Genomic DNA, 20,644 nt, shown 5'->3' on the forward strand with positions numbered 1-20,644 from the left:
ACCAGCGTGCGATGGGCATGGCTCGCAAGCCTCATTGCCTTTCTTCCGGCTTGTACAACAGGCGGACGCGCGGCGTCCATTCTGCCATGGCATCGATGGGAACAACGGGACCGGGCAGACGCTGGAAATCGAAACGGGACAATACCGGCGATGTCAGCCCGGGGGCGTCCACACTGAGTATCTGCTCTGGCTCGAAGAACTCGTCGAACGCGGCACGGAAATGGCCGCGCGATTTCACCACCACAGTGCGCGCAGCCGCGATGTCGATGCCGAACATTTCGAAAAACATGGGCTCGTGGCATTGATGACGGTTGCTGATCACCACCACCTTCACGCCTCCAACCTGCAGCAAGGCCGAGGGGCCCAGGTTAAAGCTGCAGCCAGCCAACTGCCCTCGCCGTCCGACGCCTCTTCCTGAATGCAGGCGCAGCACTGTAGCGAGCGCGCTGAACGGCGACGAGTATGTGGCGGTTTCCTCGCGATTGAAGCGAGCGGTGAACGAAGCGCCGACGCCAAGCGCATGCGCCTCGGCGCTCAGTGACGGATCCGTGACAACACCCAGGATCGCGTTATTGACACCCCCTTCCAATAGCGCTTGCAGCAGGAATGGCGTGTTGCCGCGCCCGCCCCCACCCGGGTTGTCGGCCACATCGGCCAAGAGTACTGCGTGCAGTGAAGGGGAGCGGCCAGCCGCCCGAGCCAAAGCCACAGCTTGTTCGAGCGGCACCAACTCGGGCGTGAAGGCGGCCCGCCCTGCCCATGCGGGCGTGACCAGGTCCAGGGCAGTTCGACGCGCGAACTCGGCATCGTTACGGGTTGATACGATCACCGTCATTCCATTCTTAGGTGTGTCTCCAAAGACGAATCCGCCCAGAGCCGAAATATTGACGATTCGTGGATCATCCAATGCTTCTGCCGCCTGGATCATGTCCGCGTAAGGCCCGGTGCCGGGCGCGGTCAACAGCTGCGTCGGTGGTGCGCAAACGGGCATGCGCACATGGGCCACGGTCACGCGCATGCCTCGCAGCAGTTCCATCAGCACATCGGCCGCCTCCGCCCCCCGTTCGGCCATGTCGGTATGGGGATTGCGTCGATAGGAAATTAGCGTGTCAACGTGGTCGACCATCCGGTCGGACACATTCGCATGCAGATCGACGGTGGCTACGATGGGTACCAAGGGACCAACGATGGACCGCGCGATTTCGAAGACGAGGCCGTCCGGGTCATCCTCCTCGGTGGTAATGGCGGCGCCATGTTCGCAGATGTAGACAGCGTCCAACGGCAATGCGGCGCGTAGTCCCTGCTCGAAGATAGCTAACGTCTCATTGAAGAAAGCGTGATCGACGGGGCCACCCGATTCTGCGTTGGCGAACAGAATCGGCACGGGGGTCCATGCACCGTTTGCATCCATGCGCCGGACGAAGGCTGGGATCTCTGGCGTCATGGCAGGTGCGGGACTGCGGGCATCCGCCAGCAACGCGTCTCCGGCCAGGTAAGCGCGGTCCACGAAGTCGGCACGCGTGGAAACCGGGGCAAAGCGGTTCGATTCGATAGCGAAGCCTAAGATTGCAATGCGAGGGCTAGACATGGTCGGCGGGATGCTCAGTTCTGTTTTGGGATATGCGCGGATTCGATGACGCCGCCCCATTTCTTCTGCTCGCTGGCGACGAATCGCGCGAACTCTTCGCGGGTGCCGGTGCCTACCGATGCGTTGGCGTCGGTCAGCTCCTTGCGCAAGGCGTCGGACTTCAGCACTTTCTCCAGCGCGGCGCTAACCCGGTCAACGATCGGCTGTGGCGTGCCCTTGGGAAACACCAGACCGCCCCACGAGACGTTCTCGTAGCCTTTCAGTCCGGACTCGTCCAGGGTCGGCAGATTGGGATAGAGTGGAATACGCTCGCGGCTGGTGATCGCCAGCGCGCGCAGCTTGCCGCTCTTGACGAGCGGCCATGCGACCGAGGCATTGGTAAACGTGTAGTCAAGCCGGCCGCCGGCGAGGTCGGTGAGGGACGGCGGATCGCCGTTGTACGGGATGAACAACACGTCGATGCCGGCCATCTTCTTGAATAGCTCGCCGCCCATGTGGCCACTGCTGCCGGTACCTGCCGCGGCGTATGACAGCTTGCCGGGCTCCTTCTTGGCCAGCGCAATCAGTTCGGCGACGTTCTTGATCGGGGAGTCGCCACGAACCACGAGCAGGTTGTAGATCGAGAACATGCGGCCCACGGGCACAAAGTCCCGTTGCACATCATAGGGAAGCTTGCTGAACAGGCTGGGGTTGACGGCCAGGGTGTTGATGTTGCCATAGCCAAGCGTATACCCATCCGGCGCAGCGCGCTTGACCATCGCCATGCCGATGTTGCCTGCGGCGCCCGGGCGGTTGTCGACGACGAAATTGGCGTTGGTCGCTCTCGCGAGGTGACTCAGGACGATACGGCTCAGTACGTCGCCCGATCCACCGGCAGCAGAGGGGACGATCACGGTGACTGGCTTATGGGGCCATGGGTCCTCCGCCGCCTGGACGGACGAGGTGAGACTGCAGGCCGCACCAAAGGCGAGTGCAGCGAAGGCGGTGGTGAATCGCTTGATGCGATCTCCGAGGGAACAGTGAGTGTGGCGTTCGAATTTCATGATTTTTCCTAAAGTCTTTCCCTGCCATTGCTCATGACAAGCAAGCGGTCTGGGCAATGATTCACTCGTTTGCGTGTCAGAATTGGCCCCCTCCCTGCGCGATTGAACGCGCCTGCACCGGCCAATCGATGCGGGCGCTACAACAGCTGCCCGCGCTGGTCAAGCCTGCCGGAGTGACGACGCGTACGTCGCCGCGCAACTCACCATGCGCTCCTGTTGCGCAGGCGTGATTCGGAAGAATGCGCAGGCGCGTGCCTACGGGAAAGCGATGGGAGAGGTCCGCATCGCGTCCACCTTCACGCGACACGATGCCGTGCTCCTGGTTGGCGCCACTCAGCAAATAGCCTGGCAACACCGTGCCGTCTATCGTGCAGACCTGCCCATATCCATAGTCCTGCTTCTGCTTCTGGGTTCCGCGGTCGCGGCTCATGGCCATCCACCCTGCGTCCACGATGATCCAACCCTTGTCGCTCTGATGACCGATCACCGTCGTCAGTACACTAAGCGCTATCTCATCAGTGGTGCAGACACCGATGTTGTTCATCACCAGGTCAAAGAGAACATAGACGCCGGCCCGCACCTCGGTCACCCCCTGGAACTGCACGGCGGCAAGCGCCGTCGGGGTCGAGCCGACACTGACCCCTGGGCATGGGAGGCCCTCCGCGCGCAGACGCTCCGCCGCGCGCACGCAGCCGACGCGTTCGCGCTCGGCCAAGGCCGTCAACGCCTCAGGCGTATCGAGCTCGTAGCTCGAGCCAGCGTGGGTCAACACGCCACCAAGGCGCATACCCCCGTCATGCAATACGCGGCCGACTTCCAACAGCGCTGAGTCTTCAGGCTGGATGCCCGAGCGGTGGCCGTCCGTGTCGATCTCGATCCACACGTCGAAGGCCTCACAGTTCGCTCTGCCGAAGTCGGCAATCGCCTGAGCCGAAGCCACGCCGTCGGTGAGTATCTTCAAGTTGCAGCCGCGCCGGCGCAATGCCAGCGCCTGGGGAAGCCGGTGCGGTGCCATGCCAACCGCGTAGAAAATGTCCGTGACACCCGCCGCAAGGAATTGCTCGGCTTCCTTGAGCGTGGAGACAGTGATTCCATGCGCTCCGGCCGCGAGTTGGGCGCGCACGACAGCCGTGCATTTGCTGGTCTTTACATGCGGTCGAAACCGCACGCCCAGCATTTCCATGCGCTGCTGCATCCGATCGATGTTGTGCTGCATGCGCTGTCGGCGCGCGGTGAAGGTGAGACCGGTGCGTATGTAGCCACTGTAGTCAGCCAAGCCATCTCCGTGGTTAAATGCCTGGAAATCTATTGTTAAGCTGAACTGAATGATCCGCATCGAGGACTTGCAGCTTGTGTCCGCGTTGGCACGAGCGCCATCGCTCAGCGCCGCAGCGCGCGCGCTCGACGTTACCCCGCCAGCGCTGTCTATGCGCCTACGCAAACTTGAGACAACGCTCGGACTTGCACTTGCCACGCGTACCGCTCATCGCCTCAGCCTGACCCCCGAAGGCGAGCGCTTCGCACACGAAGCCGAGCTGCTGCTACGGCAGTTGGAGTCGCTGCCCGAGTCCTTCCAACGCGACGACCGGCAGTTGACTGGAATCCTCCGTATCTCTGCCCCCTTCGGCTATGGTCGCCAACGTATCGCGCCGATGCTCGCGCGCTTCGCGCGACTCCATCCTGGGCTACGGCTACAGTTGGACCTGCGGGAGACGCCATGGCCGGACCGCCACGACGCGGACGCGGTGGTCCACGTCGGCACAGTGAAGGAATCTTCGTGGATTGCCCGCACGCTGGCCGCCAATGAGCGATGGCTGTGCGCCAGCCCAGGCTACCTGAGTACGCACGGGGTGCCCCGGGTGCCGCGCGATCTGCTGACGCATGCCTGCATCTGCATCCGCGAAAACGATGAGGACGTGACACTGTGGCATGTCCGAAAAGCATCAACACATGCGCACCGGCGGCAAAGCCCTGGAGAGACGCTTCGCGTCGCGCCGGCTTATACCACTAATGACGGAAGCGTCGCTCGCCACTGGGCGGAAAAAGGCATGGGATTGGTTCTGAGGTCAGAATGGGATGCCGCCGAGGCAATCGCTAGCGGCGCGCTGGTGCGCGTGCTGGCTGACTGGCAATTCGACAGCGCGCCTGTCACCCTTCTAGTTCCGACGCGCAAGGGCCGCACCGCCCGCGTGCAGGCCCTTCTGCAATTCTTCGAACAGACGCTGGTTCAGCGAACCGAGAGCGCTAGCGACTGAGATGCGTCGTTTGCCGTACCGGTCGGCAGTACATGCGCACTCAAGGTACATGATGCGGACGCCTGCGGCAAACAAGCGCTCGCGGCCGAGTCGCAAGACTTATTCTACAGGCCCCTGCTCTAGTTACTCTCACACTTCTTGCAGTATCTACTGAATCTGCAGTTCGGTAGGACACGCCTGCCCGCCACGCACTAGGTGACGCACTTCGACCAACTTGACTAAAGCTTGAGGCCAATGGACGTGCTCTTTGCCTGGCGGCCATCGGCAAATTGATTCGCGTAATTCGCGATGACCTGCCGGTATTCCGGATCGACGATGCGAGCCAAACCAAGCTCGGTAGCCGGGTCGCCAACCTGGCGCCCAGACAGATTGGTGTGGATCGCCAGAATCGCTTGGCCAGGACACGGGAGGTCATGAACCACCACTCCGCGAAAACGAGAGAAGGCGCGGCGCGGTCTCGGCTGGCGCGCAACAGAAAATCAACGGTGTCGCCATGCTTATCCACCGCACGAGCCGGGGCATGCGCTCGATTCCAGTTCCGTGCTATCGCGATGCGGTACGCGTATGGCCGCTCACCTCGCGGCCGGCATCCGGTTCGATGCCAATAAAGTAGAGGACTGAGATCAGCACCAACACCGCGACCAGCAGAAACGCGACCCGGAAGTCAGCCAGAGAAAGCTGCGCGTGGTTGCCATGAACCAGCACCGCAGCGTGCAGGGCAATCGCGCCGAATGCGATTCCTAGACCGATCGTCATCTGCTGGACCATGCTGAAGAATGTGCTCGCCGAACTCATCCGTGCCGGCGGGACGTCTGCGAACGCCAGCGTGTTAATGCCCGTGAATTGCATCGATCGGCAAAGCCCGCCGATCAGCAGCACTAGCGTGATCAGCACGCGTGGCGTGCTTGGCGAAATCAGGCTGCACATCGCGATCGTGGCGGCGGTGAGTAGCCCGTTGACGATCATTACATTGCGATAGCCGAAGCGTTTGAGGATCGGCGTTGTGACGGACTTCATGCCCAGATTTCCGGCCGCGTAGGCGAGCACCAGCAACCCGGCGGCGAATGAGTTCAAGCCGAAGCCGAGTTGGAACAGCAGCGGCAACAGGAAGGGCGAGACGCTGACCGATACGACATACAACGAACCGCCATCGAGGGTCACGCGAAAAGTCGGGATTCGCCACGGCGAAAGATCGATCAGTGGATGCGCGGCGCGGCCGAGATGTCGTATCGCCAGCGCCGCGGCGCCTGCGCCGCAGGTCAGCGCAGCAACCGTGATGCGCCAGTCGCTATGCAATTGGCCGACAAGTTCCATCCCGTACATGAGGCAGATTAGCGCGACACCGCTCAAAACGAAGCCGGACACGTCGAAGGGACGGTGGGTGGATGCGCGGTAGTTTGGAATGAAAGTGGCGGTTAGTGCGAGACCCAGCAGGCCAATCGGCACGTTCAACAGAAAAATCCAGCGCCAGCTGAAATAGGTCGAAATAAAACCGCCCAACGCCGGACCGACGACCGGTGCGGCCAGGCCGGGCCACGTGATGTAGGCAATCGAGCGCATCAAATGATGTTTCTCCGTGCTGCGCAGCACGGCGAGGCGGCCTACCGGCACCATCATTGCGCCGCCGACTCCCTGCAGGATCCGTGCAACAGTGAATTCGACCAGACCGTTACTGAGCCCGCAAAGGACGGAGGCGCCGGTGAACACGACGATCGCGCCGCCGAACACGGAGCGTTGCCCGAATCGGTCGGCCACCCAGCCGCTGATCGGAATGAAGACCGCGATCGCGAGCAGATAGGCGGTCATACCGATGCTCAGGCCCACCGGCGTGACGCCGAACGTAGCCGCCATGTGGGGCAGCGCAGTCGCGATCACCGTGGCGTCCAGATTCTCCATGAAATAGGCACTGGCGACGATCAGCGCGATGATGACTGACTGGCGGGTTGACAAAGGCATCGGCGGAAAACAGAAAGCGGGTTGATCGGCAGCCCCTCAGACGCCCCCCCCGTTGAGGCGCGTGCAGCCGTCAGCCGTCAAAGATGAGGCTCGCTTCACGACAGCCTGAGATAATGCTTGGCTACGCCGGGTGGCAGGCAGGGCTGCTTCTCCCCCCGGAGGATATACTCTATCAAACCTTAAGTCGTCATGTGAAGACTTATTTTGGCAACGGTGGGCACAGGAAAGTCATGAAGGCCAAACTCAAGGATGTTGCAGAACCGAGCCGCGGGACCGGGAAGGCTCGGGTGGCGGGCAAGCGGCCGATGAAAGCGGCGCCGCAGCGCCTGCCGCGTGCTGAACGTCAGGCGCGCGTGCTGGCCAAGGCGGCCGAGTACTTCGCGGAGCATGGATTGAACGCGCAGACGCGCGCGATTGCGGATGCGTGTGGCATCTCGCAACGTTTACTGTACAGCCTGTTCCCCAGCAAGGCCGCTTTGATCGACGAAGTATACAAGCGCGAGATCGTAGGGACCTTCAAGGCAATATGGTTTGTTCAATTGAAAGACCGCAGTGTACCGATAGAAAGCAGGCTCAATTCGTTCTATCGCGAGTACTACGACACCTTGTTGACCCGGCGTTGGCTGAGGTTGTTTCTCTATTCATCACTTGAAGACTTGCAGTTGGCGCCGGCCTATACCAACGCAGTCGTCACGCATGCGCTTGAGATCATCGTCACGGAGACGGCCCATGAATTGGGCCGCAGCGTGCCCTCCGACCCGGGGCAACTGACAGAACTGGGCTGGCTGCTGCACGGCGCGGTGTCGCACCTCGCAATTCGCCGCCGCATCTACTCGAACGACAACACTACGCCCTTCGACGCGGTGATCGCGATGCACGTCCGCGCCTTTCTGGCCAGCATGTCTTCGCTGCTGCCGGCACTGGAACCCGCCGGAGCGTGACGCGCTGAGCAGTCTGCCGGTTCGGTGGATTCGCCCGGCCAGCGCCGACACCTTTGCTAAAACACCTTCGTCGCGTGCGAAGCACGCACGCCCTTCCTGGGTGGCCCTTCGCGCGCGCCCAATCTCTGCAGAATTCCAGTCAGATTGCACTCCACAGCGTCCGCCGGCAGAAAGAAATGGCCTCTGATCGTCGTTCGACGAACATGAAGATGGCGATTGAGGGGGAAATTCATCTGATTCCGGAGAAATCTCTCGTTAAATCAGTGTGTTGTGCTCCTCATCCGATGCCAGGAAGGCTCTCCGTTACTCTCGAGACGACATACATCGTCAGTTGACGACTTCTGCTTTCTGGACTATCTTCGCCTACTAGGACGTAGCCGAGTCAGCGGCTACGCCACGTGTGAACCGCGCCGCACAGGCTGTCGGAGAACCGTGAGTGACGTCAATAGGTTCGGGAATGGTCGTCGTTGACTTCTACGGTTGTCGGCGGACGCGGGGCTCGCCGCTTCCGGTTAGCTGGGTGGGATGTCACGGGCCTTCGCTGCCGACAATCTCTTCTTCAGCACTGGACGCGGCGACTCGGACCTGGCTGTCGCGATGTACCACGGTCAGGACCGCGGCCCGATCGACGTGCTTGGTCTTGAGGCCCGTCAACGTGACTGTTGGTCTCGATGTGATCAGAGCCTCGGTCGATCACGGCACTGCGTTCGATATCGCAGGCAAAGGGATCGTTGACGAACGCAGCCTGCTCGAATCGCTGCATCAGGGCACCGAACTGGCGACGCGGGCGCCTGACACGGCCTGAAATATTATTTTCCAGCAAGGCATCACTACCCAATCGCGCAGTGACATGTTGCATTAGCAGGTGTAATGGTGATGCATACACGACGGACTGAAGACTTTCACGAAAGACTGCTTGAGGCCGGTGTCGCACTGTTTGCCGAAACGGGTTATCACGGCACCGGCGTGAAAGACATTGTCGAGCGTGCCGGCGTACCGAAGGGTTCGCTCTACAACTACTTCGACAGCAAAGAGGCATTCGGTGCCGCGATGCTGCTTCACTACGCGGACGAGCAGGCGGCTGAACAATGCAAGGAAAAGAGAATCAATGCAGAACTTTACGTTTCATAATCCCACTCGAATCATTTTCGGCGAAGGCCAGATCGCCGCACTCGATGTCCACATCCCACGCAACGCCCGGGTTCTGATTACTTTCGGCGGCGGTAGCATCAAAAGCAACGGCGTGCTCGCGCAAGTGCAGACTGCGCTCGGTGAGCGGGCCTGGTACGTCTTTGGCGGCATCGAGCCGAATCCGACCTACGAAACGCTGATGCAAGCGGTCCAGCTTGCCCACGAGAAAGGCATCGACTTTCTGCTCGCGGTCGGCGGCGGCTCGGTGATCGACGGCACCAAGTTCATCGCGGCGGCGTTGAAGTTTGACGGCGAGCCGTGGGACATTCTGGCCAAGCAGGCCGATGTCCGTGACGCCATGCCGTTTGGCAGCGTGCTGACATTGCCCGCCACCGGTTCGGAAATGAACAATGGCGGCGTCATCAGCCACCGAGCAAAAGGCGACAAGTTGCCGTTCCGCAGTGACGCCACCTATCCGCTCTTTTCGGTGCTCGATCCGACGACGACCTATTCGTTGCCGCCCCGGCAAATCGCCAACGGCGTGGTCGATGCCTTCGTCCACATCGTCGAGCAGTACCTGACCTATCCGGTCGATGCAAAGGTGCAGGACCGCTTTGCCGAAGGACTGCTGATCACGTTGACCGAAGTGGGCCCGCAGGCGCTTGCTGAGCCGCACAACTATGCCGTGCGCGCAAACCTGATGTGGACTGCGACGCTGGCGCTGAACGGCCTGATCGGCACGGGTGTCCCGCAGGACTGGGCGACCCATATGCTTGGTCACGAGATTACGGCGCTGCACGGACTCGATCACGCACAAACGCTAGCGATCGTGCTGCCGGCGATGCTGAATGTGCGCCGGGATCCGAAGCGGGCAAAGTTGCTGCAGTACGCCGAACGCGTCTGGAACCTCACCGAGGGTAGCGAGGACGAGCGCATCAGCGCGGCGATCACGGCAACCCGCACGTTCTTCGAACGCATGTCCATCGGGACCCGCCTGAGCGACTACCAGATTGGTGGCCAGTCGATCAGCACTCTGATCTCGAAGCTTGAAGAGCACGGAATGACGGCGTTGGGCGAGCACGGCGACGTGACGCTTGAGGTTAGCCGCCAAGTCTATCAATTTGCCGCCTGAGCGAGCTCGCGCCCGCTTGGCTGATCATTTGGAGTTTCATCATGAAGATTGGATTTGTAGGACTTGGCTCGATGGGTGCCGCGATTGCGATGAACCTGATCGAGTCCGGGCATGACGTACATGTCTTCAATCGTAACCCCGCCCGCGCCGAACCTCTGCGCGCAGCAGGTGCGAGCGTCGCGACAAGTCCCGCGCAGGCGGCACTGTCGGCCGACGTCGTGTTCACGATGGTGTCCGACGACGCCGCGCACGCAGCGGTCACCTTCGGCGAGGCGGGTATTGCCACGACGCTGAAACCGGGGGCGTTGCACATCTCGATGAGTACCATCAGTGTGGCAACCGCACAGGACCACGCAGCGAAGTACCGCGAAGCCGGTCTCGGCTTCGTGTCGGCACCGGTGTTTGGCCGGCCTGATGCCGCGGCGGCGCGCAAGCTGTTCATTATGGCCGCTGGTGCGGATGAGTACCTCAAGGTTGCAGTGCCGCTTCTCGAGCTGCTTGGGCAATCGGTCGGCATTGTCGGCGAGGATTATGGCCCGCTGATTGCGTCGCAGCGATTCCAGCCGCCTGGTTTCTCCTTGCCGCTTGGCCAGAAAGACAACCGCCTGATGCTGGCGGCCGCTGAGGCGCTGGGCGTTCCCCTACCGCTGGCGAGCCTTGTCCATGACCGCTTCTTGAACTTACGCTCACAAGGTATCGGCGCTGAGCATGACTGGTCCGCGATTGCGCTTTGTGCCTTGACCGACGCGGGCTTGAGCAAACAACTCTACGGCGGCTGAGCGTAGTCGACATGAGGCGGCTTGCCCGGGAAACCACGGTTCTTTCTAATGTACCGTCCCGGCTTGTGGTGCAATTCGGCATGGGGGCGGGAAGCTGCCCGCTTTCGCCGCAGCGGTATCTTTGAGATGCACGGTGGTGAAATTGGACTGCATTTGCGAATGCAATGCATCAGCTCGATGCCGGAAATGGTAACGGCTGTTGCAGATCGCTATTTCGGCTAATGGCGACCTCTAATTACGCAAATGTGGGTGCCAGCCACGATAGATGAAGGAAAAACGCTCTTCTCCTGCCGATACTCGCGAGTGCTTTCAATGAAGATCTCCCTGCATGATCCGGCTGGTGGCGTCGTCGACGTAGACCAGCAATGTGCAGGCCGGCGCCCGGTCTTCGAACCAGCGATGATCACAGCCATCGCGAGTCGGTCCTGCAAGGTCAGGTGCGTGCGTTCCACGCGGCCCTTGGCCTGGCTGCTGTTGGCACAGATACCCTCGATGTTCAGCTCGAATATGGCCCGGGCAAACTGGGTGTGGCCGTCGCCGCCGGTCGCATTGGGCTTGTTGACCCGGAACACGCTGGCCTTGTCGCTGTAGAACGCCACCGGCTTGCCATGGCGCTCCAGGTAGGCTCGCGTCGCGGCAAAGTATGTGAAGGCAGCCTCCGAATGCGTAAAGCGCAGTTCCAAGGAACTACGGCTTCGCAGTATCAGCACGATGGAGGAAGCCAACGCCTTCATGCCGGAATTCATCGCCGACTACAACGCACGCTTTGCCAAGGCGCCGCGCAACAGCCACGACGCGCATCGGCCGTTACGACCAGATGAGAACCTGGATCTGATCTTCACCTGGCGCGAGCCGCGCTGCGTATCCAAGAGCTTGACGATTCAGTACGACAAGATGCTCTACCTGCTGACCGACACGCCGGAGCACCGGAAGCTGGCTGGGTCGGATCGAGGTAGTCAAGGCGGATTCAACCGGTCGTCGCAACACCTTTGATCGAGGAGGTGTTTATGGGACGACCAGCAGGGTGGAAGCATAAGTTGACAGGGCGAGGAGCGATGCGCTCGCCAGGTGCGCCGTCGCATCGGCGCGAGATCGAGCGGCGATTTTGGGAGCAAATCGCGACAGGGATTACAAGTGAGAGGGCTGCAGAGGCGGTAGGCGTGTCGCAGGCGGTAGGCACTCGCTGGTTCCGTCATAGTGGCGGCATGCCACTTTTCATGTCGATCCCCATATCCGGGAGGTACTTGTCGTTCGCGGAGCGAGAAGAGATCGGGCTACTTTCGCTGCAAGGCGTCGGAGTACGCGAGATCGCTCGCCGTATCGGACGCAGCCCGTCAACGGTCTCCCGGGAACTGACACGTAACGCTGCAACTCGTAGCGGGCAGCTTGAGTATCGGGCTTCGGTTGCGCAGTGGAAGGCGGAACTGGTTGCCAAGAGACCCAAACCGTCGAAACTGGTGACTAACCCACGGCTGCGCCACTACGTGCAAGACCGTTTGGAGGGCAAGGTTCGCGACGCTGTTGGCCGTGAGATTTCAGGGCCTCGGCAAGCGCCGTTCAAAGGGAGAAACAAACCGCATCGCGGTGACCGTAAATGGGTCAATGGCTGGTCGCCCGAACAGATTTCCAACCGGCTGCAGATCGACTTCCCGGATGACGAATCCATGCGCCTCTCTCACGAAGCCATTTACCAGGCTCTCTATATTCAGGGCCGAGGTGCTCTCAAGCGCGAGCTGGTTAGCTGTCTGCGCACTGGGCGGGCGTTGCGTGTACCGAGGGCTAGGGCACAAGCCAAGGCCTGGGCGCACGTTAGCGAGGACGTGATGATCTCTAGCCGGCCTGCGGAAGCGCAGGATCGTGCTGTGCCAGGGCATTGGGAGGGTGACCTGATCATCGGCCTGAACCGGTCCGCGATCGGAACGCTGGTCGAGCGATCAAGCCGATTCACCATGCTCGTCCACCTGCCTCGCGAGGAAGGCTACGGGCTGATTCCCAGAACGAAGAATGGCCCTGCGCTGGCCGGCTACGGGGCTGTCACGATGGCCAATGCGATCAAGAAGACCGTGATGGACATGCCTGCCCAGTTGTGGCGATCATTGACCTGGGATCGTGGCAAGGAACTATCCGATCACGCCCGTTTCACCGTCGAGTCTGGGGTAAAGGTATTCTTCGCCGACCCGCACAGTCCATGGCAGCGTGGCACGAACGAGAACACGAACGGCCTTCTGCGGCAATACTTTCCAAAGGGCACAGACCTGTCTCGGTGGAGCGCTCGAGAGATCCAGGCCGTTGCCAATGCACTGAATACCAGGCCTCGGAAAACGCTTGCTTGGAAGACACCTGCCGAAGCCCTGGACGAATACCTAAAATCTGTTCAACAATCTAGTGTTGCGACGACCGGTTGAATCCGCCCAATACGCCAGTGCCGAGTACCAGGCCATGCTGGCGCGCCACGGCATCGTTTGCAGCATGAGCCGCAAAGGCAACTGCTGGGATAACTCGCCCATGGAGCGCTTCTTCCTGAACCTGAAGATGGAGCGGGTGTGGCAGCGGCGCTACGCCAATCACGCGGAGGCACGACGTGACATTACCCAGTACATCGTGGGCTTCTACAACCCTGTGCGCTTGCACTCAACCCTTGGCTATGTCTCGCCTACCGCTTACGAGGCCAAGCCAACAGCAAAACAACCTATCAGCCTGTCCGAAAAAACTTGACCACTACATTACCCAGTGAGTCGTTCGCATTGTGTCCTGCCTTAAAGTTACCGTTGCTCTCTATGCTGTTATGGAAAACTTTCCATAAAGCAAAGGATTTTTAGCCTGGCGGGCATTACGGGCGAGACGCTGCCGGCGCAACCACGGCGTCCTTGAACCCAGCATTGTCGAAGGCCCGGCGGACGACCCCAGTCGCCTTGGCGGTTTCGATGAAATCTGAGACAAATTCGAGCGCGGCTGGCCGGTTCTTTGGTACTGCCACGGCGACGCCCTCGACATGAAAGGAGCCTTCCAAAACGCGCGCACCGGGCACTTGGGCAGCCAGACCCGCAAGCGTTTCACGTCCTGCAGCGGCCGCATCCACTTTCCCAGCCCGCACCTGCTCCCGGACCTCGGCAAGCGTCTTGAACCGGAGCAGAGTCGCATTCTTCAGAGCCTGCTGCCGATTCCGGGCGGTAACCGATCCCTCCGCGACAGCGATGCGTACGCCGGGGCGATCCACATCGGCCTGAACGTGGATTGCGGAGCCGCTGGGTACTAGATAGGTGAACTCGAAGCGGTAATATGCGGGCCCATAGTCCATCACCTTCGTGCGCTCTTCATCGAACGGCAGAAAAGTGACGTCCCACGCATTGCGGCGAGCCGCTTCGAGTAATTCCACGTAGTTGTCATACATCATGAGCTCTACCGGTGCGCCAAGCTTTTCGCCGAGCGCGTTCGCCAGATCCACTGCCACGCCCCGTGGGCGATTAGTCGAGGGATCAAGCGTCGCGCGGAATGTGTTAGCTGTCGGCCCCACTGAGATCGCGACCCTTACTTTGCCCGTCGGCGCAAGCTGCTGCCTCGCTGCAGCAGAGCTTCCGTCGTTTTGCAGTGACGCGCAGGCGGTTAGCGCTGCAGCGATAAGAACGAGGCCGAACTTGAATAGACTCATCTTCATTTCGGTTTCTCACCTCCGCGGATATGGGTTGCTGCTCAATGCAATAAGTAACCGGCGACCTGGCGGCGGACACGAAGTGCCGCTGACGGGGGCATTCAGCTTGACAGACAGGTTGGGCGGCGTTTCGCACTGGATATACTTAGACACCTTACCTCCCGCACGAAGCAGTCTCTTCCCGTCCTAGCGCACCGCCGCTGATCGCAGCAGACGGTGAGCGGTCGCGTTATGCGTGCCGGAGTTACTAGATTACTTGGCGCGTTTCAGCACGACTTCACCAGATCCACCTCCGGACGCCGCAGGGGTTGTCCACTTAAGATCGTCCCCCGAAAGAACAAAAGGCCGGCGCTGCTCGACGCCATTCCAGTTCGGAAACGTACTTGTGTCTATGTGAAATGTGATGGTTTTGTCCACCTCATTGATTGTGTACCTGCCAAAGTGGGCAATCGAGCCCTGCACGACAGCCTTAAATTCCTCCGCCGTACCCCGCGTGCGATCGTTGAACGCGAACTTGGGTAGGTCGTCCCGCGAGTTGACCAACGCATAGTGGCTATGGCCATCAAAAATCACAAGGCCCTGTGGATTCGGACCGTACATCGGCGTTCGGCTGCCATCCGGGCGAACAGTGTCGACCGAGACGTAGGTCCAAGCGCCAGCGAGTTGCTGGTTGAGCGTCTTTTGAGCTGTCGCGTCGACTGATTGCAGGGCAACTCCCAGAAACAGCAGTGCCATGATGGTTGGCGTGACGATGCGCATTTGTCTCACGATGCTTCTCCTATGGCGATTTGTCCCAAGCGACCTCTAACGTAATGAACGCCGCAGATCCTGCGGATTAAAAAGCGGCTGAGATTTTCATCGACCATATGAACCCCTGATAATGACTTTCCTGTGCATTGGTCATTGAAAAAATTCAGCTGAATAGAACTTCCATAAAACCCTGCACTGCAACATAGCAGAGAAATTCCAGTCAATCATCACCAAATTTGGAGACGGCTTAACAAGACCAACTGCCGCCCGCGAGCGTCTCATTGTGGCCGATCTGAGCCGCTGCCTGGCGCCGCATCCCAAGCGGGCCTCATCGGGCAGAGTTCGGCCGCAGCGTAGGCAATTAGCCTCGCCGTTTTCGCCAAGTCTAGTGCATCTTCATGCGAAAAAGGGTTGGGCTATGCAGTGCGCTGCTGCGACAGCGGATCCGGAGTCGCCGCACTTGGCAGCAGCCGATGGGCGTAGCGCGCAATCGGGAAGTCGAACGTACCACGCAGATTGATGCCTTCGAGGCGGGTTGGTGCAATCTGACGCAAGTCTTCGGTGCGCATCGCTTCGCCACCGATGGCTTCGATCGCGTCCAGTGCGCGTTGCATATGCAGCGTGTTCCAGGCCATCACGGCGTTCGACAGCAAGGTCAGGGCCGACGACACTGCCGCCAGGGAAGCATCATGCCGGGTCAGTTCAACATGGATCTTACCCTGATGGATGGCCCGTTGCACGGTATGTACGGCCTCGCCGCGATTCAGGGCATGCTGCATCTCGTGACGGAACGCGAGGATGGTGAAATAGTCGATCAGGAAGATCGTGCGGAACAGCCGCCCGAGATGAACGCCGGCTTCATAAGCAGGCTGGCCTCGCGCATCGAAGCCAAGCAAACGAGACAGACTCATGGCGTAATCGGTGTAGCCATGGGTATCGACGGCCAATTGTGCCACGTCTTCCGACCCGCTCTGCCGGATCACGCCCTCGATGGCAGCACCGGCCTGCCGTTCGTTCAGCAAGATCGGTTGGTCATAGAAGATGCCCCAGCGATCACGGACATGGGTATACATGCCGATCGACGCAGTGCGCCGGCGCGGGTCGGCCCGTGCCTGCCAGACCGAGCGGGTCGTCTCCAGCGACATCATGTCCGACGAAGCCAGATCGGCGCGTCCCCAGTGCCGGGCGATCGGGTGCTGGTGCATGAAGGCCAGCACGATATCGGCAGCCTGGCGGAGTTTGCGCTCATCCGCGATGCGATGCATCATCTGTCGGATCGCGCTGGGCGACAGCTCCGGCACCATGCGTGCGAGGTCTGCTGCCGACATCGAGGTCCCGCGCGCCAGCACCGCCGCGTAGATCATCAGTAGCTCACTGCGCGAATGGGGCTCTCGGCCCAGCAGTAGCCAACTGAAATGGGTGCTGCTGTCGATCTCCAGCAGGATTTCTGGCAACTGCCCACCGGGATGCCGCTCGAAGAGCGCGGGCCGCAGGACATCGACCGATGCTTCCGGCTTCTTCGCCGAGAGCGGATCAATGTGGATCGCGCTATCGATTCTCAATTCTCCGCGCAGGGCGGCGTCGCGTAACCTGGTGAGCCCCGCATCCAAATGTGCAATCACGGGCTCCAGGAATGCCTTGGCATCCTGCGGCAGTTTGAGATGGCCATAGAAGTGATTGCGACGGGCCTGCCAATCCGCATTGGAAATCAGCAGTGCTGCCTGGCTGCGGAACGCGAGGCTATGATCCAGGAAGACCGAACCGTTACGCAGCGCCACCCGCAAGGCAAACAGCATCCCCCATTCGAAGGCGGCCAGGGCCCGCTGGCGATCCTGGCCCTCCAACGCCGGTTGCCAGGCGCGTCCCAACCGAACCGCAACCCTGTCGGGAAGCCAGTCGGCCTTGCGTGCATAGAGCTCGCGCAATACCTCCATCACCTCGATCACCGGGTGTGCCAGTTCCAGTACCCGTTGGCAGGGACGGCCATCCGCATCCACATGCCGTTCCATATGGATCTTCGCTTCGGTCAACGTGCCCGTCTTGTCTGTGCACAAGACATCCCCAGACGCTTCACGATCATGTGCCGCGCGGCCATGCGCAGCGCACCCCGCGACAGGGTGACCGATACCACCATGGGTAGCAGTTCCGGCGTCAAACCGACAGCCAGGGCCACTGCGAACAGGAAGGACTCTAGCCAGGGCTTGTGAAACAAGGTGTTCACGAGCAGGACAAACATGACCATCAGGATGGTCAGCCGCATGATCAACATGCCGAAGCGGCGGGCACCTAGTTCGAACGACGTCGGTGGTGGCTGGCGCGAAATGCTGTCGACGATTTCCCCGCCCCCCGGTGTTGCAGCGATCGAGGAGCGCATCAAATTGCACGGCGGGCCGTTTTCTCGTCGGTGGGCGCATGTGATCGCAGAATTCGCTGGCAGAGCCGCAATCGATGTCATTCTGGGTGTCGAATAACATGCCCTCGCGGCCGGAAATGTCTGAATAAGTCTCGCCACGATTCGATTCGCGCGCCGCCAGGGATTCAACGCTTGTGCTTCTGGGTCAAGGGAAAGCCTCAGAAGGTGCTTCCTTCTCGGCCACCTGGCGTCGCGGCGACCAGTGAGCGCATCGGAGTACCGGGAGGGCTATTTTCAATTCCACTCCTCCATGGCCTTGATCGGGGTCCACGGTCTCCTTGAGGAAAGCCGTCTGGCGCCCACCCCATCGAGTAACACTTGTTGGGAATCAAGTCGCAAGAGCGTATTCTTACGAAATGACATAACAACAGACCATAAGCAACGACAAGACACTCATGAAGTACGCCCCTATACCTCTGGCCCCGACAAAGCGCTCGACAACATCGAGAAAGCGCCAGAGTGAACAACCAGATGAAGCTCGCAAGACTGCGCAACCCGGTCAATTCGACCCGCAAAACAAGCAGATTGCAGATTTGAGCTAGTTCGCGTCGAAGCAGTAATCCCATGCTTCATCAACATCACTTGTGGTGCTATCGCGCCTACAAACGGATTTCCGACGCCGCCATCGCAGCATTCCCGTCCGGCTGTACCAATTAACGTTGGCACCTTGGGTCTCAACCCTCCGAGCGCTGTTGTGCCCGGATAACCGAGGTGCCGATATGCTTCCGCTGTGCAAGCACCCTGCTGGGTGGCATCGAACTCATGCACATGCTCGCCAAGGGCCAGATGCAGCGCACCGAGGAGCACTGCGTCAGCGGCGCAGCAATTTTACTCGCTGCCCGCTTAACCAATACGGTCTTTGCCAACTTCCGCCGCTTACTCCTCCTTACTGCGACACAGCCCCAGAGACGCCGCGCGCATTGGCGACTCGCGAGGATCATCCCATGGCAAATCTAGGAGCCGTTCCGTCGTCTGAGCGCGCGGCACTCCCTGCTCCATGCTGACGACACGGATTCATCGCGGCACTTTCATGTGCTGGATCGCTACCCGCAGCGCTTGCGTCACTTAGCCGTCGGCATCGAATAATCCGCTCCCCTGGACGTGCTATCCGACCAGCGCTGCATGACGGACTTCTGCCGCGTGTAGAAGCGCACACCCCCCTCCCCATAGGCGTGCATATCGCCAAACAGCGAGCGCTTCCAGCCGCCAAAGCCGTGCCAGGCCATCGGCACCGGGATCGGCACATTGATGCCGACCACGCCGACTTCGATGGGCCGGGCTAATTCGCGCGCCACGCCGTGAGCCGGAGGTTGGACGGCCTAAGCGATCAGGCCTGGCGTGAACGAATCGGCAACGCCGTGCCGCCGGACGCCGCGTGCGCGATCGCCGAGGTAATGGGCACCACCCTGCTGCTGGCCGAATCCGGCGAGACGTTCATGCTGTCGGCCACGCCGGGGTGGGTGCGGCCGGTGGCCGTAGCGCTATCGGTGGAGCAGCCTGCGGAGGTGTTGTAATGGCTTATTTTCCGACCAAACCGGCTACGGCCGAAAATGCGGAGACGATAGCTATACCGAGAGCCCATTTCGAAATGCGAAGCGCTTGTCGCGCAGTCTCGGCTTGGTTCTGCGCCGCCCCCGCTGCCTGCTCCGTCGCCAGAAGCGCTCGTTCCTCGCGTATCTCCGCTCGCTGGCCGTCGATCCTATCGAGATAGGCACTAGCGTTCTCTAAACGCCTGTCGCCGAACGTGTGGTGCTCTACGTGCTGCCGGAATTCGTCCTCGCTGTGTTTAGCAATCCACTCGAGTATCTCGGCATCGGTTTCGAAGTTCGCCATGGCTTCCCCCGTCGTTCCGAAGGATCGTAGCACGCGGAGGAAGCGAGACGGATGGGGGGATAGCGGGTGAGATCAACCAAGCGCAAGAAGCACGTCGATCGCTCGCTCGCCATAGTGCAATGCGGCCTGCTCGGCAGCTGCCTCGGTGAAGTAATCGCTATGGTCCGACGCGGGGCCGTAGATGGCGTCGTCATCGGGCTCGGCTGTGTATCGGATTTCGACTACATACCCCCATTTCTGGCCAGGAGGCGGCCTGACGCCTGGGATGCCAACAATCCAGAAGGTCATGACATGGATGTACATCCCACGATATTCCTCGGATACCCATGCCGTGCGCTCGCCCAAGGCGGTCTCCCTAGTTGGTTTCGCAGAATTCTAGCGAATGATGGGGACCGGGTGAGTAGAAAACCGGATGTGGCTCGCGGTATGTGCCTATTCCTAGACGCCCAGAATTACGTCCACCGCGGCCCTGCCTGCTACTTCGGCGACGAGATGTGCCCAGCGGCGCGAGAAGTGCTCACCAAGTAAACATGGATTTCGAATCCACGGTATTCGGTAATGCGATTCATGACTATTCCCCGAGGCTGACAAGGATCCTAGCATGACGCTCGACCACTGCTACCAAGGCGACTGCCGCACCGTGATGCGCGACCTGATCGCCGCGGGCGTGCGCGTGCATCGTCACCAGCCCGCCGTACCTGGTGCTGGAGAGCGCGGCATGAAATCAGTTCTCAACCTCATGCCAGCCGGCGAAGCTGTTGTTCTTATCGTTCTCGTACGTCCATTTCGTCCCGCAGGTCGAGCAAATGAACGACGTCTTGGTGACGGCGGCCTTCCCGATGGGACTGAATTTCTCACTTCCGGTTTCAACAAGGGCATCGTGCCCTCGTTCCCCTCGCCTATCCGTGACGATAGAACTGCAAGCAGTGCACTTCGCCATGGCCGTCTCCCACGAAAGGAATTGATCCTAGCATGACCAAAGAACGTCCCATCCTCTTTAGCTGGCGCCATAGTGCGCGAGACCTGGGCGCAGCCGACCACGCTTGATCCGGGCCCGACGTTCTACCGCGCCGACTAACCGGACAACGTGCTTGGCAAGTACGAGAACCTGCCCCCGGCCGAGGCCATTACCTGGAAGCCCAGCATCCACATGCCCGCTTCGCTGTCGCGGATC

General features: G+C 60.5%; 16 protein-coding genes and 9 pseudogenes. 12 read left to right on the forward strand and 13 right to left on the reverse strand.

All coding sequences use genetic code 11. From position 1 onward, the window contains the following. Positions 1-31: 31 nt before the first annotated feature. The 3 genes from OR16_RS07705 to OR16_RS07715 form a co-directional block, all read right to left on the reverse strand. Positions 32-1,588, reverse strand: a complete 1,557-nt coding sequence (locus tag OR16_RS07705) for a M81 family metallopeptidase (RefSeq protein ID WP_006157398.1) — start codon at positions 1,586-1,588, stop codon at positions 32-34. A 14-nt stretch (positions 1,589-1,602) separates the two neighbouring features. Next, positions 1,603-2,631 carry a Bug family tripartite tricarboxylate transporter substrate binding protein gene (locus OR16_RS07710; protein WP_006157399.1) on the reverse strand — a complete coding sequence of 343 codons (1,029 nt, stop codon included), beginning with the start codon at positions 2,629-2,631 and terminating at the stop codon, positions 1,603-1,605. 76 nt (positions 2,632-2,707) lie between these two features. Continuing rightward, positions 2,708-3,847: an alanine racemase gene (locus OR16_RS07715; RefSeq protein ID WP_237716989.1), complete on the reverse strand. Its 1,140-nt coding sequence runs from the start codon at positions 3,845-3,847 to the stop codon at positions 2,708-2,710. Between the two features lie 109 nt (positions 3,848-3,956). Between OR16_RS07715 and OR16_RS07720 the strand changes: the two genes are divergently transcribed. Next, complete coding sequence (locus tag OR16_RS07720) at positions 3,957-4,886, forward strand: LysR family transcriptional regulator (protein ID WP_006157401.1); 930 nt, start codon at positions 3,957-3,959, stop codon at positions 4,884-4,886. Positions 4,887-5,110: 224 nt separating this feature from the next. Here the strand turns inward: OR16_RS07720 and OR16_RS07725 are convergent. Both OR16_RS07725 and OR16_RS07730 read right to left on the reverse strand, forming a co-directional pair. After that, positions 5,111-5,311 (reverse strand): annotated as a pseudogene (locus OR16_RS07725) (PAS domain-containing protein); the annotation flags it as partial. Between the two features lie 118 nt (positions 5,312-5,429). Further along, complete coding sequence (locus OR16_RS07730) at positions 5,430-6,842, reverse strand: MFS transporter (protein WP_006157403.1); 1,413 nt, start codon at positions 6,840-6,842, stop codon at positions 5,430-5,432. Positions 6,843-7,072: 230 nt separating this feature from the next. On the opposite strand from OR16_RS07730, the gene OR16_RS07735 reads away from it, so the two are divergent. The 5 genes and pseudogenes from OR16_RS07735 to OR16_RS07750 all read left to right on the forward strand — a co-directional run bounded on the left by OR16_RS07735 (position 7,073) and on the right by OR16_RS07750 (position 10,825). Then, positions 7,073-7,783: a TetR/AcrR family transcriptional regulator gene (locus tag OR16_RS07735; protein ID WP_006157404.1), complete on the forward strand. Its 711-nt coding sequence runs from the start codon at positions 7,073-7,075 to the stop codon at positions 7,781-7,783. A gap of 518 nt (positions 7,784-8,301) precedes the next feature. Next, positions 8,302-8,588: pseudogene (locus OR16_RS41065) on the forward strand (4-hydroxythreonine-4-phosphate dehydrogenase PdxA); the annotation flags it as partial. Positions 8,589-8,653: 65 nt separating this feature from the next. Next, on the forward strand, positions 8,654-8,914 hold the full coding sequence (locus OR16_RS07740) for a TetR/AcrR family transcriptional regulator (RefSeq protein WP_006157406.1): 261 nt from the start codon (positions 8,654-8,656) through the stop codon (positions 8,912-8,914). Further along, on the forward strand, positions 8,892-10,046 hold the full coding sequence (gene yqhD / locus OR16_RS07745) for an alcohol dehydrogenase (protein WP_006157407.1): 1,155 nt from the start codon (positions 8,892-8,894) through the stop codon (positions 10,044-10,046). Before OR16_RS07740 ends, yqhD begins: the two co-directional genes overlap by 23 nt. A gap of 41 nt (positions 10,047-10,087) precedes the next feature. Continuing rightward, complete coding sequence (locus tag OR16_RS07750; RefSeq protein WP_006157408.1) at positions 10,088-10,825, forward strand: NAD(P)-dependent oxidoreductase; 738 nt, start codon at positions 10,088-10,090, stop codon at positions 10,823-10,825. Between the two features lie 392 nt (positions 10,826-11,217). Here OR16_RS07750 and OR16_RS07755 read toward each other — a convergent pair. Then, positions 11,218-11,508, reverse strand: a pseudogene (locus OR16_RS07755) (ISNCY family transposase); the annotation flags it as partial. Here OR16_RS07755 and OR16_RS07760 point away from each other — a divergent pair. From OR16_RS07760 to OR16_RS07770, 3 genes and pseudogenes are all read left to right on the forward strand, one after another. Further along, positions 11,498-11,761 (forward strand): annotated as a pseudogene (locus OR16_RS07760) (ISNCY family transposase); the annotation flags it as partial. The pseudogenes OR16_RS07755 and OR16_RS07760 sit on opposite strands and share 11 nt — an antisense overlap. Positions 11,762-11,832: 71 nt before the next feature. Further along, positions 11,833-13,230 carry an IS30 family transposase gene (locus OR16_RS07765; protein WP_006157411.1) on the forward strand — a complete coding sequence of 466 codons (1,398 nt, stop codon included), beginning with the start codon at positions 11,833-11,835 and terminating at the stop codon, positions 13,228-13,230. A gap of 4 nt (positions 13,231-13,234) precedes the next feature. After that, positions 13,235-13,540 (forward strand): annotated as a pseudogene (locus tag OR16_RS07770) (integrase core domain-containing protein); the annotation flags it as partial. 115 nt (positions 13,541-13,655) lie between these two features. Here OR16_RS07770 and OR16_RS07775 read toward each other — a convergent pair. From OR16_RS07775 to OR16_RS44480, 4 genes and pseudogenes are all read right to left on the reverse strand, one after another. Next, the gene (locus OR16_RS07775; protein WP_006157413.1) at positions 13,656-14,480 is read right to left on the reverse strand and encodes a transporter substrate-binding domain-containing protein; all 825 of its coding nucleotides are present in this window, start codon (positions 14,478-14,480) and stop codon (positions 13,656-13,658) included. 246 nt (positions 14,481-14,726) lie between these two features. Beyond that, positions 14,727-15,233: a lipocalin-like domain-containing protein gene (locus tag OR16_RS07780; RefSeq protein WP_006157414.1), complete on the reverse strand. Its 507-nt coding sequence runs from the start codon at positions 15,231-15,233 to the stop codon at positions 14,727-14,729. Positions 15,234-15,640: 407 nt separating this feature from the next. Next, positions 15,641-17,185 (reverse strand): annotated as a pseudogene (locus tag OR16_RS07785) (Tn3 family transposase); the annotation flags it as partial. A 65-nt stretch (positions 17,186-17,250) separates the two neighbouring features. Continuing rightward, on the reverse strand, positions 17,251-17,598 hold the full coding sequence (locus OR16_RS44480; protein WP_006157416.1) for a magnesium-translocating P-type ATPase: 348 nt from the start codon (positions 17,596-17,598) through the stop codon (positions 17,251-17,253). Positions 17,599-18,360: 762 nt separating this feature from the next. Here OR16_RS44480 and OR16_RS44485 point away from each other — a divergent pair. Continuing rightward, positions 18,361-18,484, forward strand: a pseudogene (locus tag OR16_RS44485) (IS6 family transposase); the annotation flags it as partial. A 214-nt stretch (positions 18,485-18,698) separates the two neighbouring features. Here the strand turns inward: OR16_RS44485 and OR16_RS07800 are convergent. After that, positions 18,699-18,935: pseudogene (locus OR16_RS07800) on the reverse strand (aldehyde dehydrogenase family protein); the annotation flags it as partial. A 12-nt stretch (positions 18,936-18,947) separates the two neighbouring features. Here OR16_RS07800 and OR16_RS07805 point away from each other — a divergent pair. Continuing rightward, a pseudogene (locus OR16_RS07805) lies at positions 18,948-19,151 on the forward strand (DNA cytosine methyltransferase); the annotation flags it as partial. A 4-nt stretch (positions 19,152-19,155) separates the two neighbouring features. On the opposite strand, the gene OR16_RS07810 reads toward OR16_RS07805, so the two are convergent. After that, positions 19,156-19,470 carry a hypothetical protein gene (locus OR16_RS07810; protein ID WP_006157420.1) on the reverse strand — a complete coding sequence of 105 codons (315 nt, stop codon included), beginning with the start codon at positions 19,468-19,470 and terminating at the stop codon, positions 19,156-19,158. Positions 19,471-19,542: 72 nt separating this feature from the next. Continuing rightward, entirely contained in the window at positions 19,543-19,815 is a 273-nt protein-coding gene (locus OR16_RS07815; RefSeq protein ID WP_006157421.1) for a hypothetical protein, read from the reverse strand. A gap of 256 nt (positions 19,816-20,071) precedes the next feature. Between OR16_RS07815 and OR16_RS43445 the strand changes: the two genes are divergently transcribed. Further along, on the forward strand, positions 20,072-20,446 hold the full coding sequence (locus tag OR16_RS43445; protein WP_141639854.1) for a hypothetical protein: 375 nt from the start codon (positions 20,072-20,074) through the stop codon (positions 20,444-20,446). Positions 20,447-20,644 lie beyond the last annotated feature (198 nt).

This window comes from Cupriavidus basilensis OR16, from assembly GCF_000243095.1.
GTDB lineage: Bacteria > Pseudomonadota > Gammaproteobacteria > Burkholderiales > Burkholderiaceae > Cupriavidus > Cupriavidus basilensis_D.